The 13,793-nt window shown below is 70.4% G+C and carries 10 protein-coding genes; 3 read left to right on the top strand and 7 right to left on the bottom strand.

All coding sequences use genetic code 11. From position 1 onward, the window contains the following. Nucleotides 1-24: 24 nt before the first annotated feature. A complete protein-coding gene (locus OG798_RS23465) occupies nucleotides 25-1,065 on the top strand; it encodes a glycosyltransferase family 2 protein (protein WP_121415949.1) in 1,041 nt (346 codons plus the stop codon). Between the two features lie 88 nt (nucleotides 1,066-1,153). On the opposite strand, the gene OG798_RS23460 is transcribed toward OG798_RS23465, so the two are convergent. The 4 genes from OG798_RS23460 to OG798_RS23445 form a co-directional block, all read right to left on the bottom strand. Next, nucleotides 1,154-2,941 (bottom strand): LCP family protein, encoded by a 1,788-nt coding sequence (locus OG798_RS23460; protein ID WP_328757636.1) that lies wholly within the window; start codon nucleotides 2,939-2,941, stop codon nucleotides 1,154-1,156. Between the two features lie 141 nt (nucleotides 2,942-3,082). Beyond that, nucleotides 3,083-4,825 (bottom strand): LCP family protein, encoded by a 1,743-nt coding sequence (locus OG798_RS23455; RefSeq protein ID WP_095854285.1) that lies wholly within the window; start codon nucleotides 4,823-4,825, stop codon nucleotides 3,083-3,085. A gap of 244 nt (nucleotides 4,826-5,069) precedes the next feature. Next, nucleotides 5,070-6,392 carry an LCP family protein gene (locus tag OG798_RS23450; protein WP_267062016.1) on the bottom strand — a complete coding sequence of 441 codons (1,323 nt, stop codon included), beginning with the start codon at nucleotides 6,390-6,392 and terminating at the stop codon, nucleotides 5,070-5,072. A gap of 228 nt (nucleotides 6,393-6,620) precedes the next feature. Next, entirely contained in the window at nucleotides 6,621-7,376 is a 756-nt protein-coding gene (locus tag OG798_RS23445) for a TIGR03089 family protein (RefSeq protein ID WP_054236903.1), read from the bottom strand. 129 nt (nucleotides 7,377-7,505) lie between these two features. Between OG798_RS23445 and OG798_RS23440 the strand changes: the two genes are divergently transcribed. Both OG798_RS23440 and OG798_RS23435 read left to right on the top strand, forming a co-directional pair. Further along, nucleotides 7,506-8,840, top strand: coding sequence for a peptidoglycan recognition protein family protein (locus OG798_RS23440; protein ID WP_328757635.1), 1,335 nt, complete (start codon nucleotides 7,506-7,508; stop codon nucleotides 8,838-8,840). 120 nt (nucleotides 8,841-8,960) lie between these two features. Beyond that, nucleotides 8,961-10,043, top strand: coding sequence for a sugar phosphate nucleotidyltransferase (locus OG798_RS23435; protein ID WP_121415952.1), 1,083 nt, complete (start codon nucleotides 8,961-8,963; stop codon nucleotides 10,041-10,043). 300 nt (nucleotides 10,044-10,343) lie between these two features. Here OG798_RS23435 and OG798_RS23430 read toward each other — a convergent pair whose 3' ends face one another. From OG798_RS23430 to cofD, 3 genes are read right to left on the bottom strand one after another with little or no spacing between them, the layout of a single operon-like run. Beyond that, entirely contained in the window at nucleotides 10,344-11,357 is a 1,014-nt protein-coding gene (locus OG798_RS23430; protein WP_095854290.1) for a DNA-3-methyladenine glycosylase family protein, read from the bottom strand. 51 nt (nucleotides 11,358-11,408) lie between these two features. Next, complete coding sequence (locus tag OG798_RS23425; protein WP_413253546.1) at nucleotides 11,409-12,908, bottom strand: coenzyme F420-0:L-glutamate ligase; 1,500 nt, start codon at nucleotides 12,906-12,908, stop codon at nucleotides 11,409-11,411. Continuing rightward, entirely contained in the window at nucleotides 12,812-13,771 is a 960-nt protein-coding gene (gene cofD, locus OG798_RS23420) for a 2-phospho-L-lactate transferase (RefSeq protein ID WP_095854292.1), read from the bottom strand. Before cofD ends, OG798_RS23425 begins: the two co-directional genes overlap by 97 nt. Nucleotides 13,772-13,793: the final 22 nt, after the last annotated feature.

The following is a 13,793-nucleotide window of genomic DNA, read 5'->3' as shown; positions in this document are numbered from 1 at the left end:
CCATTCGCGGTAACGTGACGTCCGATGAGCGAGAAGTCTGACGTGCGGCCCCCCGCCGTTTCTGTGATCATGCCCGTCCTCAACGAGGAGCGGCATCTGCGCGGGGCCGTCCAAGCGATCCTGGCGCAGGAGTACGACGGCGAGATGGAGGTGGTGATCGCCATCGGTCCGTCCTCGGACCGTACGGACGAGATCGCCGCCGAACTCGTACGCGAAGACCCGCGCGTCCACACCGTCCCGAACCCCACCGGGCGCACCCCCGCCGCGCTGAACGCGGCGATCAAGGCGTCCCGGCATCCCGTCGTCGTCCGCGTCGACGGGCACGGCATGCTCTCCCCGAACTACATCGCGACCGCCGTGCGCCTCCTGGAGGAGACCGGCGCGCAGAACGTCGGCGGCGTCATGCACGCCGAGGGCGAGAACGACTGGGAGCACGCGGTCGCCGCCGCGATGACCTCGAAGATCGGGGTCGGGAACGCCGCCTTCCACACGGGGGGCGAGGCCGGCTCCGCCGAGACCGTGTACCTCGGTGTCTTCCGGCGCGAGGCCCTGGAGCGCCAGGGCGGCTACAACGAGGAGTTCATCCGCGCCCAGGACTGGGAGCTGAACTTCCGGATCCGGGAGGCGGGCGGCCTCATCTGGTTCTCGCCCGAGCTGCGGGTGTCCTACCGGCCCCGGCCCTCGGTCAAGGCGCTCGCCAAGCAGTACAAGGACTACGGGCGCTGGCGCCATGTCGTCGCCCGCTACCACGAGGGCTCCATCAACCTGCGCTACCTCGCCCCGCCGACCGCCCTGTTCGCGATCGCGGCGGGTGTCGTGGTGGGCGTGGCGCTGACGCCCTGGGGCTTCGTGATCCCCGGCGGCTATCTCGCGGCGATAGCCGCGGGTTCGCTGCCTGCGGGCAAGGGGCTGCCCCTGAAGGCCCGCCTGCAGATCCCCGTCGCCCTCGCGACCATGCACATGTCGTGGGGCTTCGGCTTCCTCACCAGCCCGAAGGCGCTGGCGAAGAAGGTCATCGCCTCCCGCCGCCCGGCGGTACTCGGCTCCACGGAGCCCGCCAACTGAGCCCCATTCATAAGTAGTTGGGCCCCTCTCGACATCGAGAGGGGCCCAACCGCTTTCTGCCGACCGGCCTACGGCCAGGTGCGGTTTCCTACGACCAGGTGTAGTCCTTGTTGACGTGCATACAGGCGTCGGTCTTGGCGCCGTTGAGCACGTCCGCGGACTCCGGCGTCGTGTTGTCCTGTGCCTTCGCCTTGTACGCCGTGCCCTCGCGCCAGTCGGCGCCGACCACGAGCGTGACGCCCGAGACGTCCGTCGACTTCTTCACCGCGCTCAGCGGGACCCCCAGCGCCTTGGCGACCGCTTGGGCGTCGCCCTGCAGATCGGCGCTCGGGTAGCGGATCACCGTCGTCTCCTCGGCGGTGGCCGTCGAGGTGTCCGCCTCGGCCTTGGTGAAGCCCTTGCCGACGAGCAGCTGGGACACCGTGCGCGCGCGTCCGCCGACCGGGCCCAGCGCGGCCGTGCGGGTGCCGTTCTGCACGATCACACCGATCTGGTCGTCCGCGGCGGCCGGGTCCGTGGAGGCCTTCACCGCGGTCGCCGTCTTCTTCTTGTCCTTGCCGTCGAGCGCGATGTCCTCACGGACGAGACGGAACAGCTGCTCGGCCTCGACCGGCTTGGGCTCCACGCGGTTGCTGTCCGACACGGCCCACTGCCAGGGCATCGTGGTCATCGTGATGCGCTTCGGCTCGACCTTCTTGAGCTCGTTGCCGAGGTCGTAGAGCTTCAGCGGGCTGCCCAGGCCCTTGTCGACGGTCAGCGCCTTGGTGGCGGTCTCCGCGAGGCTGCGCAGCTTGCCGGGGTTGCTGATCGTGGCGTTCTCGCGCAGCTGGCGGACCATCGAGTTCATGTACTGGTGCTGGGCCTTGGTCCGGCCGATGTCCGTGTTGTCCTCGAAGCCGTACCGCGTCCGCAGCCACGCCAGGGCCTGCGTGCCCTTGACGGGGGTCGTGCCCTTCTTCAGCTTCAGCCCGGAGCCGTGGCCCTGGCTGTCCTTGGAGTAGATGTTGGCGTCCACGCAGACCGGGACGCCGCCGATCGCGTCCGCCATCGACACCACACCCGAGAAGTCGATCTTTATGAAGTGGTCGATGTGGATCTTGGTGAGCTTCTCCCAGGTGGCCACCGTGCAGCCCGGACCGCCGCGCCCGAGTGAGGTGTTGGTCATCAACAGCCCGACGGTCGCCGGGTAGACCTTCTTGGTGTCCGGGTCCGTGCACTTGGGCATCTTCAGCAGAGTGTCGCGCGGCATGCTGATCACCGACATGTTGCTGCGGTCGGCGGAGAGGTGCAGCAGCATCTGGACGTCCGCGAGCGGGGTACCGCCGAAGGTCTCCTTGGCGCCGCCGAGGGACTGGTTCTCCTTGGTGTCCCGGGCGTCCGAGCCGATCAGAAGGATGTTCAGGGGGGTCTGCCCGGCCGCGTTCGCCTTGCTCTTGGCCGCCCGGTCCTTCTCGTCGCCGAGGTTCAGGTCGTCCTTCTTGATGTTGGCGCTCAGGTGCTGGTAGTAGAGGTAACCGGCGCCCGCCGTGCCAAGTATCAGAAGCGCCAGGACCGACGCCGACCAGCGCAGTATGCGGCGTCTGCGCCGTGGGTGCCCGCCGTCGCCGCTGCCGCGCCGACGCCCGCCGCCACCGCCGTGCCGACCCTGCCCGCGCGGTTCGCCCGACGCGTCGTCGCCGTCCTTGTCGACCGGACGCCCGTCGCGTCCGGCCCCTCGGCCGTCGGCGTCGGCAGAATCGCCGCCTCTGCCGCCGGAAGCTCCGCCTCCGTCGGTGGGATCGCCGTTCTCGTCGTACAGGCTGTCGTCCCAGCCCAGATCGTCGGCCTGTCGGACACGTGGTCGAGCCCCCTCCCCACGCACACCGCTTCGCGCCATCTCCCTGCCCCTCCCCACCCTGCGCCTGACAAACGGGTCCGTCCCGCGCCCGATCGGACGCGTACGTCTGGCCGGACACCCCTTGCGTCCGGCCCGGACGCCCCCGCGCCCTGTTAGACGTCTGACAGACCCGTTAGGTCATCAACTGGCGCACACTGTCTTGTCCGCCGTGGACTTGTCGACCTCGGGCGCCTTGGTCGGAGTGGTCAACGACACCCCTGCGCCCTTGAAGTCCTTGCCCAGGGTCAGCACGATCGCGGGCAGACCCTGTGAGTTCTTCTCGCTCTTGCCAGGCTTCAACGCCGAAGCGGACAGCCCCATGAGGTCCGCCAGTTTGCGCGCCTGATCGGCCTGGTCGGGAGCGTACTCCAGGGTCGTCTTGCTCAGTGTTGCGTCGGCGTTACCGAGCTGGCTGGACTTGAGCACGCCCTCAGTATTCTGCAGCCAGTTAAGAGTCTCCTGTGCGCTGCCGGCGGGGGCGCCGCCGTTGTAGATGTCGACGCGGATGTCGGCGGCGGCGGAACGGGTGCCCTTGAGGCGGGCGGCGACCTCGGCCTTCTCCTTCTTCTCCTTCTGCTTCACGGCGGTGAAGGAGACGTCGCCCTTGATCGCGTCGAAGACCGCGGGGGCCTGCGACTGGTTGACGACGACGGTCGCCTTGACCTTCTCGGCGGGGTTGTCGAGGACCGGCACCGTGGTGAAGGTGATGTTCTTCGTGGGCACCTTCTTCAGCTCCAGGGCCACGTCCTTGAGGGTGCTGACCTTTCCTATGCCGGTGTCCACCGTCAGTGCCTTCGTGGCGGCCTCGGCCAGGCTGAACAGCTTGGCGGGGTTGCTGAGGGTGTCGCCGGAGGCCATCTTGCGCATCAGGGAGCCCAGGAACTGCTGCTGCACCTTGATGCGGTCGAGGTCGCCCTGGTTGCCGAAGCTGTGCCGGGTGCGGACGAAGGCCAGTGCCTGCTCGCCCTCGACCGTGGACTTGCCCGCGGGCAGCTTGAGGTGCGACTCCTTGTCGTTGACGGCGTGCGCCACGCACACGTCGACGCCCCCGACCGCGCTGGTCAGCGTCTTGACCGCGTTGAAGTCGGCCATCATGAAGTGGTCGACCGGGATGCCGGTGACGGCCTTGACCGTACGCATGGTGCAGCCCGGGTCGCGGCCGTCCTGTCCCAGGCTGGTGTTGAAGCGGACGTTCTGCGTACCCGGGACGACCTTGGTGGTGCCGTCGGGCTGCTTCGTAGGACAGTCCGGGACATCGACGATCAGGTCACGCGGAATGCTCAACGCGGTCGCGTTCGTACGGTCCTTGGAGACGTGCAACAGGATGTTGGTGTCGGCGTGCCCGACGCTGCCCGCGTCGCCGTACCCCTCGTTGCCCGCACCCGTGCGCTTGTCGGTGCCGATGATCAGGATGTTGAAGGCCTCGTCCTTGCTGAAGCCCTTCTTGCCCGCGCTGCCGACGTCCGTCGTGCTGACGTTGCCCTCAAGGTGCTTGAGGTAGAGATACCCCGCTGCGGAGACGGCGACCAGCACGAAGGCCATCGAGCCGCCGGTCCACAACAGTATCTTCTTCGCCTTCGACTTCTTCGGCTTCGTGCGCCCCTTGCGACGGCCGGGCGGTGGCTCGGCCGGCGCGCCACGGCGCCGCCGCGGCCCGGGCACATCGGGGCTGGGCGTCGGCGGACTCTCCCGTTCCGGCGCCCGGCGCGCGCGTGTCCCCGCTCCCGGTCCCGCGTTCGCGGGGCTGCCCCGACGCGGTCTCGGGACTCCCGACTGCGGAGCGGAAGGGGTCAGTCGCAGTTCGTATTCACCGGTGTTCGGGTTGAGTACCCACTGGTCTGCGGGGTCGATGTTGTCCGCCCGCCCACGGCCTTGCGCGTCCACGGTTGTCTGAATCCTCCGTCGGGGCCACGCGGCGCCCTTCCCCCTCAAAGAGCGCTCGGGTCTCGGTCAGCAGTGCGCGACCCCCAGGACGGACCTCGTGGCCGGGTGCACCGGATCGCTCACACTATCCGGCCGGTTCGGGGTCAAGCGACGGTGGTGACAAATTCCACGTTCCTACAACTGGGCAATCCGCCCTATTTCTCAGAGACTTCTCAGCTCCGCAGTTCCCGCCTTGGCGCACGCTTTACCCGCAGGCGTCCTCGGCTGCCGTGTTACCGCGAAAAGTCGGCGCGGATGTGGGAGCCTCGGGCCGCTTTCCCCTCGACTTCCCGTTGCCGTGCGACTCCTCTTCGTAGTCGAATGCCGAGTCGTACGTACCTTCGCGACCACCCTCGTACGAGTTCTTGCGTTTCGCAGGGGAATCCGTCGGATGGTCCGTCGGAAGACTCGTCGGAACGCCGCTCGGTGGGGCCGTCGGAAGGCCGCTCGGCGGGTCTGACGGAAGGTCCTTCGCGACCGTCACCGGAGCGTCCGCGCGCAGCAGGGCGAAGAGTTTGTCGGCCGCGGGTTTCACCAGCTGGTCGCGATTCGCGTTGTAGACGTACGACGTTCTCGGCACCGTCAGGAATTGGACACGTTCCGTGGGGATATTGCGCATGCCACGGACCAGGTCGTACAGCCCCCGCAGGCTCGCCAGATCCGGGTCCGTGGTGAGCGAGGAAGTGGCCGCGTCGAGCATGGGATAGAGCCGTGCCGGATTGAGCAGGACATCGTTGCTCTGCACCTTGTTGACGAGCGCGCCGAGGAACCGCTGCTGGCGTTCCATCCGGTCGGTGTCGCTGCCGTCGCCGATGCTCTTGCGGGCGCGGACATAGCCGAGGGCCTGTTCGCCGTCGAGCACGACCTTGCCCGCGGGCAGCTTCAGCTTGGCCGCCTTGTCGTCGATGGGCTCCTTCAGGCACACCTCCACGCCGTCCACGGCGTCGACCATGTCCTTGAACCCGTGGAAGTCGACCACCATGTGATGGTCGACACGGATGTTCGTGAGCTTCTCGACGGTCCGGATCGTGCACGCCGAACCGCCCACCTCGAAGGCGGAGTTGAACATCGCGAACATGGGCTGGGTACGGGTGCCGTCCGGACGCCGGCAGCTCGGCACGTCCACCATCAGGTCGCGGGGCAGGGAGACGGCGGTGGCGCTCCGCCGGTTCGCGGACAGGTGCAGCAGGATCGTGGTGTCGGAGCGCTCGGTCCCGGAGTCCCGGCCGTACTTCTTGTTCCCGTCCCCCGCCCGCGAGTCCGACCCGATCAGCAGGATGTTCTGCGCGTCGCGCACCAGCGCGGTGGGCCGCTCCTTCTCGTAACGGGCGAGCTCGGCGGCGGCTTCCTCGTCAGCCGTGATGTTCCGGCTCAGCTTCTCGTACGCGACCAGGCCGACGCCGACGGCACCGAGGACCACGACGGCGACACCGAGCGCCGAGTACTGCACCCAGCGTCGCCGTCGCCGTCGTGCGAGTCCGGCACCGGTGGGCGAAGCCCCCGCTCCCGGCCCTGTCCTGTCGGTCACGTCGGAGTCCACCCCTCATGGCGAGCGAGCGTGCGGTGCTCCTACGACCATGGCTCGGAGACCCTGCGACGGCGGCAGATAAGGGGCCGAACGGGTGACGGGATCCGTCAGGGGCGCGGGGCCCCGGCAGGCACGGATCCGCGGCGGGACGGCAGGCGCGACCGGCCCCCACGAGCCCGCCCCGACAGGCGACCGGCCCCACGGGCCGGCCCGGACGTTGACCGGCGACTACCGAACCGTCGAAGTCACCCGCTCACTCTCGATCCGCTTGGCCAACGCGTCCTCGCCCAGTCGCTCCAGATGACGACAGAGCACCACGGACCCCCCGGAGGCGAGCGGCGCGTACAACCCCGCGCTCAGCCCCTCCCAGGTGTCGTACGGCAGCGCGGACAGGATCCGCGACCCGGGCCCCGTCAGATCCAGCGAGGCCGCCTCCGCCCGGGCCCGCTCGACGACCTCGGCCCCCGTGTGCTCGGCCCCGGCGACGATCAGCGCGGCCTCCTCGGGGTCCACCGGCGCGTACGGCTGGAAGCGGTCGCCCTGGCTCGGCACCTCGACGGCGTAGTCGGCGTATCCGGCGGGCGGTGTCGGGAAGCGGCGTCCCAGCGGCGCGAGCGAGAGGGCGACGCGCTCACCGGAGCAGGCGAGCCCGGCCTCGAGTGCGTCGGGCCCCGCGACGACGAGGTCGGCGGCGCCGGGGTCGCCCCCGACATCCGCGACGACCCCCACCGAGGAACACGCGAGCAGCCACACCGCCGTCTGCCAGTGCGCGGGCAGCAGCAGCGCCACCCGGTCGCCGGGCTCGGCGGACAACTCACCCTGGAGGAGGTTGGCGGTCTTGGCCACCCAATTGGCGAAGGTCGCGACGGACAATTCGACACGTTCGCCCGTGGCGTCGTCGTAGAAGGTCACCAGGGGGCGCGCGGGGTCCGCGGCGAGCGCGGATCGCAGCAGGTCGGCAGGGGTGCGGTCGGTGGCGTTCACGCGCGCAAGCGTACGCGGGGGCGCCCGGCGGGACGCGGCATCCGCGCCACCGGTTCGGCCGAGCGCGACCCGACGGTCCGTCAAATCCGCAATGGACAGATATGTATGACTATGTCCACGATCGGGGGCATGCATGGAATCCTTGCTTCCTCGGTCGGCGTCACCTGCGCGGCCGCACTCACCCTTCCGCTGGCCCTGTCCGCACCGGCGCAGGCCCGACCCCAGGCGGCGAGGACCGAGCCCGTCGCGCCGGGCAGTACCCAGTCCCTCCCCCTGGTCCCGCTCTCCGGCGACCGCTCGCTCGGACCCGCCGCGCCCGAACAGGGCCTCGGCAGACGGAGCGTACGGACGTTCTCGCTGGTCGGGGTCGTCTGGGACGATCCCGACACCGAACTGCGCGGTCGCGTCCAGGTCCGTACCCGTGCCACCGGAGCCAACCGCTGGTCCGGCTGGCAGGACATCGAGACCCACAACCACGAGCACGCGGCCGACCCGGACACCGCCGAGAGCGGCTCGGGCCGGGTGCGCGGCTCCACGGCGCCCCTCTGGGTGGGCGACTCGGACGGGGTCGAGGTCCGCGTCCAGGCGCAGGTGGACGAAAGAGCCACGGCGGGCGGCGAGTCGCCGCTCCCCAGAGGCATGCACCTCGAACTCGTCGACCCCGGCGCGGAACCCGCGCCCCGGGGCGCGCTGACGGGCGACGGGAGCGCGGGCGCGGAGAGCGCCGAGACGTACGCCACCTTTGCCACCAACGCCGAGCTCGCCCCGTTCGGCGCGACGGAGATCCCGGCACTGTCCAGGGCCGAGACCGAGCGCGAGTTCGCGGCCCTCCGCAAGGGCGCGCCGCACGCGGAGCCGTACATCGGTGAACGCCCGAGCATCGTCACCCGGCGTGGCTGGGGCGCGGACGAGAGCCTGCGCGAAGGCGGCTTCGTGTACACCAAAAAGGTGAAGGCCGCCTTCGTGCACCACACGGCCTCGGGCAACAACTACAGCTGCTCCCAAGCTCCTTCGGTCATCCGCAGTATCTACCGCTACCACGTAGTGAGCAGCGGATGGCGCGACATCGGCTACAACTTCCTCGTGGACAAGTGCGGCAACATCTACGAAGGCCGCGCCGGGGGCGTGGCGAAGCCCGTCATGGGTGCCCACACCCTCGGTTTCAACAACAACACGATGGGGATCGCGGTCCTCGGCACCTTCGGCTCCACCAAGCCGTCCGCCGCCTCGGTGACCGCCATCGCGCGGCTCACGGCATGGAAACTCGGTCTCTACGGAGCCGATCCGCGCGGCAAGACATACCTGAAGTCCGGCGGTGGCAATCTCTACCCAAAAGGTAAGAACGCACGACTGAACGTGATCTCTGGTCATCGGGACGGGTTCGCCACGGACTGCCCGGGGAGTCTCCTGTACGGCAAACTCGGCTCGGCCAGAACGGCCGCGGCCAGCTACCAGGGCCGCTGAGGTCTGCGCGGAGCCATCGAGGACAACCCCACTGCCGTCGAAGGCCTCTTACCACGGACTGCATACACTGGCCGGCCGAAACATCCTTCGGCCGGTCCTGGCAGGAAGCAGAGACGACAGGTGACAGAAGCGATCCTCCTGGTCGGGGGCAAAGGCACCCGCCTGCGCCCGCTCACGGTGAACACCCCCAAGCCGATGGTCCCGGCGGCCGGGGTCCCGTTCCTCACGCACCAGCTGGCGCGGGCGAGAGCGGCGGGCGTCGAGCACATCGTCCTGGCGACCTCCTACCTGGCCGAGGTCTTCGAGCCGTACTTCGGCGACGGTTCCGGGCTGGGCCTCCACATCGAGTACGTCACCGAGGAGGAGCCCCTCGGCACGGGCGGCGCGATCCGCAACGTGGCGGCGCGCCTGCACTCCGGCCCCGACGAGCCGGTCCTGATCTTCAACGGCGACATCCTGACGGGCCTGGACATCAGGGCCCTGGTGGCGACCCACGAGACGACCGGCGCGGACGTCTCCCTCCACCTCACCCGTGTCGAGGACCCGCGGGCGTACGGCCTGGTCCCCACGGACGCGACAGGCCGCGTGACGGCCTTCCTGGAGAAGCCCCAGACCCCCGAGGAAATCGTCACCGACCAGATCAACGCCGGGGCGTACGTCTTCCGCCGTTCGGTCATCGACACGATCCCCGCAGGCCGCCCGGTCTCGGTGGAACGCGAGACCTTCCCCGACCTCCTGGCCACCGGAGCCCACCTCCAGGGCATGGTCGACTCCACCTACTGGCTCGACCTGGGCACCCCGCAGGCCTTCGTACGCGGCTCCGCGGACCTCGTCCTGGGCCGTGCCCCCTCCCCGGCGGTCCCGGGCCGCTGCGGGGACCGTCTCGTGCTGCCCACGGCCAGGGTCGCCCCCGACGCCAAGCTGACCGGCGGCACGGTCGTCGGCGAGGGCGCGCGCATCGGCGAGGGCGCCCGCATCACGGGCAGCACGATCCTGTCCGGCGCGGTCGTCGAACCCGGCGCCGTCGTCACCGACTCCCTCATCGGCACCGGCGCCCACATCGGCGAACGCACCATCCTCTCCGGGACGGTCATCGGCGACGGCGCGGTGGTCGGCCCCGACAACGAACTCCGCGAGGGCGTAAGAGTCTGGTGTGACGCCAAGATCCCGGCGGGGGCGCTCCGCTTCTCGTCGGACCAGTAGACCGTCCAGATCGGCTGCGGCTGGGTGGGGGCTGAGCGCGCAGTTCCCCGCGCCCCTGAAAGCCTCGGTCCGCACGGCGTTGCGAGGCCAGGGCCGGGGCGGGAGCCGGCCCGAAATCCAGACCCCACCCACCCCGGCCCGCTTCTTTCAGCCTGTCCGGCGTTTGAGGACGAGCCCTTCGGGCGATGCGGGGGTCCAGGGGGCGCAGCGCCCCTGGTGGGGTTGAAGGGGCGGAGCCCCTGGGGGATGGGACGGGTAGGGGCGGCGGGGGCGAGAAACTCTCGGCCCGCACCGGGACGACTACAGCCGCCCGATATCCCCCCGCGGCATCCGCGGAACCCGCCGCGCAGGCACCCGCCCCGACAACAGAATCAACCGAGCCGCCCGATGCCGCTGCCCGGCATACGGCTCCAACAGCGCAAGCATCACGGAGTCGTCCGCATCCCGATCCCCCGCCAGCGCATACCCCACGATCCCCGGCAGATGAAGATCCCCCACGGTCACCGAATCCGCCGCACCATGACTCCGCTGCACGGTCTCCGCCGAAGTCCACGGCCCAATCCCGGACACCAACTCCAACCGAGCCTGCGCAGCCCCCGGCTCCATCCCCACCGCCTCCTCAAGCCGCCCCGCCACCCGAACGGCCCGCAGAATCGTCGACGCCCGCTTGTTGTCGACCCCGGCCCGATGCCACTCCCAGGAGGGAATCAGCGCCCACGTCCGCGGCTCCGGCATGACGGACATCCGCTCCGGCGCGGGCCCCGGCGCAGGCTCCCCGAATTTCCGTACGAGCAACCGCCACGCCCGATACGCCTCGTCCGCCGTGACCTTCTGCTCAAGAACGGACGGAATGAGCGACTCCAGCACCAGCCCGGTGCGCGTCAGCCGCAACCCCGGCCGCCGATGCCGCGCGACGGCGACCAACCGATGACGAGGCTCGAAGGCATCGGGATCGTCGGCCGCGCCGAGCATCTCGGGGAGCTGTTCGAGCAGCCATTCGCTCCCCGGCCCCCACGCCTCGCCCCGCACCACCCCACCCCGCGCCGAGACCCGCAACGTCCCGGCCCCGGCGGGCGTCCGGCTGGCCCGCCACACGGCCCCGTCCGGCGTCGCACGGAAGGTCGGATCGCCGGGTCCGCGGCGCAGCGGCCCGAGCACGAGCCCGAGATCGACCGGCCAGGGCGGCGTCCAGGTGCGCGTACGCCCAGGTGCGACGGCCTGTCGAGGCACCCCGCCGGAGGCATCCGCGGGCACGGCGACATGCCCGCCGCGCACAGTCGTACGCGTCGGCCGAGGAGCGAAACGTCCAGCCACGAAAGGGGTCCTAGGAAACTCGGGGTGCCCTACGAGAGTAGGCGCTTGGTCTCACCGCACCTCGACAAACGCCCCGGCATCCCGCTCGGGCCGAGCCCGAGGCTCCTCCGCCGCATGTCCGACCGCCACGGCCCCCATCGGATCCCACCCCTCCGGCAGCTCCAGCACGTCCCGTACGACATCGCGGCAGAACATCGTCGACGACACCCATGCGGACCCGAGCCGCTCCCCGGCGAGCGCGACGAGGAAGTTCTGCACCCCCGCGCCGACGGCGACCACGAACATCTCCCGCTCGGCCCCGTCCCGCCGCGGATCGTCGTACGTGTGCGACCCGTCCATGACGAGACACGGCACCACGAGGTAGGGAGCGTTGCGCAGCACATCACCGCGCCGCACCCGCTTGGCGATCGACTCCTCGCTCTTCCCGTCCCGCCGCAGATCCGCGATCCACGCGTCGCGCATGGCGTCGAGCAGCCGCGTACGCGACTCCTCGGACTCCAGGAGCACGAACCGCCAGGGAGTGGTGTGATGCGGCGCGGGAGCGGTGACGGCCGCGGCCACGGCCCGCCGCACGGCGCCCGGATCCACCGGCTCGTCGGTGAAGGCCCGTACGGTACGCCGCTGGGTCACGGCCTCCCGTACGGCCTCCGACGTGCCGAGCCGGAACATGTCGTCGCGCGCGCCCCGCACCATCGCCCGTGTCCCCTCCCCGTCGTCCTCGGCCACCACGTGGGGCAGTCCGCGCACGACGGCGACGGGCAGCCCGGAGGCCTTGCCCTTGACCAGGTCACCGGCGGCGGCGAGCTCGTCGGCGGTGGCGACGACGGTGGCGCTCAGCGGATTGCCGTGCGCGTCGGTGCCGCCACGCAGATCGTCCAGCACCCGTACACCCGCGGCGCCGATGGCGACATCGGTGAGCCCGGTGCGCCAGGGTCGCCCGAACGTGTCGGTGATCACGACGCCGACGTCGACCCCGAGGGTGTCGCGCAGCTCGTCCCGGATGGCCCGCGCGGACGCGTCGGGATCCTCGGGCAGCAACAGGACGGTGCCCGCCGGGGTGTTGGAGGCGTCGACCCCGGCGGCGGCCATCACGAGCCCCTGCCGGTTCTCGACGATCCGCAGAGCCCCGCGGCGCGCCACGACCCGTACGGTCTCGGCGTCGATGGCGGCCTCTCGGTCGGTGGCCTCGATCAGGCGCCCCTCGGCCTTGGACACGATCTTCGAGGTGACGAGGAGAACGTCCCCGTCGACCAGCCCGGGCTCGGCGACGGCGATCAACTTGCCGAGGTCGTCACCCTGTCGCACCTCGGGGAGCCCGGGCAGCGCCCAGACCCGGTAACCGGGAGAGGCGACGGAGGCGTCCCCCTCCTGGTCGCCCGCGCGCCCTTGTCCGGGAGCACGTTCGGGAACATCGTCCGGAACTTGTTCCGGAGAAGCCGGAGAGAGCCGAGCGCTCACGACTCCCGCACCTCCTCCGCCAGCGTCAGCGCCTCGCGCGCCATCTGCGCCGCGGTGTCCAGGTCGGACATCATCAGCGGCACGGCCCGGCACCGGATCCCGGCCGCCTCGACCTGCTCCACGGCGGACGCGTCCACCGTGTCGACGAGCCAGCCGTCGAGGAGCCCCGAGCCGTAGTGCTCGGCGACCGCCGTGGCCGTGGACTCGACGCCGACCGCCGCCAGCACCTTGTCGGCCATGCCCCGCACGGGCGCGTCGCCGACGATGGGGGAGAGGCCCACGACGGGCACGCCCGCGTCGGCGATGGCCTCCCGGATGCCGGGCACGGCGAGGATCGTGCCGATGGACACGACCGGGTTGGACGGCGGGAAGAGGATGACGTCCGCCTCCGCGAGGGCTTCCAGGACACCCGGTGCGGGCTTGGCCTGCTCGGCGCCGACCGGCACCACGGCCTCGGCCGGCACGGAGGCCCGCAGCCGCACCCAGTACTCCTGGAAGTGGATCACCTTGCGCTGTCCGTCGATCTCGACGGCGACATGGGTCTCCACGCGGTCGTCGGACATGGGAATCAGCCGGACGCCCGGTTTCCAGCGGTCGCACAGGGCTTCCGTGACCGCGCTGAGCGGATAGCCCGCGCTCAGCATCTGCGTCCGCACGATGTGCGTCGCGAAGTCGCGGTCGCCGAGCCCGAACCACTCGGGCCCGACCCCGTAGGCCGCGAGCTCCTCCTTGAGGTGGAAGGTCTCGTCGGTCCGGCCCCAGCCCTGTTCCTCGTTGATGCCGCCGCCGAGCGTGTACATCACCGTGTCGAGGTCCGGGCAGACCTTCAGGCCGAAGAGATGGATGTCGTCGCCGGTGTTGCCGATGACCGTGATGTCCGCGTCCGGCACGGCCCGCTGGAGACCACGCAGGAACCGGGCACCACCGATACCGCCTGCCAGAACCACAATGCGCATGGGGTTCAGTCTGGCAGGCGGG

The organism is Streptomyces sp. NBC_00271 (genome assembly GCF_036178845.1).
Taxonomy (GTDB): Bacteria; Actinomycetota; Actinomycetes; order Streptomycetales; family Streptomycetaceae; genus Streptomyces.
This window is presented reverse-complemented; position numbering and strand designations above follow the sequence as displayed.

What these genes read in the sequence shown, in the direction of transcription:
- OG798_RS23465 (WP_121415949.1), top strand. Translation starts at nt 25, where the DNA reads ATGAGCGAGAAGTCTGACGTGCGGCCCCCCGCCGTTTCTGTGATCATG.
- OG798_RS23460 (WP_328757636.1), bottom strand. Translation starts at nt 2,941, where the DNA reads ATGGCGCGAAGCGGTGTGCGTGGGGAGGGGGCTCGACCACGTGTCCGA.
- OG798_RS23440 (WP_328757635.1), top strand. Translation starts at nt 7,506, where the DNA reads ATGCATGGAATCCTTGCTTCCTCGGTCGGCGTCACCTGCGCGGCCGCA.
- cofD (WP_095854292.1), bottom strand. Translation starts at nt 13,771, where the DNA reads ATGCGCATTGTGGTTCTGGCAGGCGGTATCGGTGGTGCCCGGTTCCTG.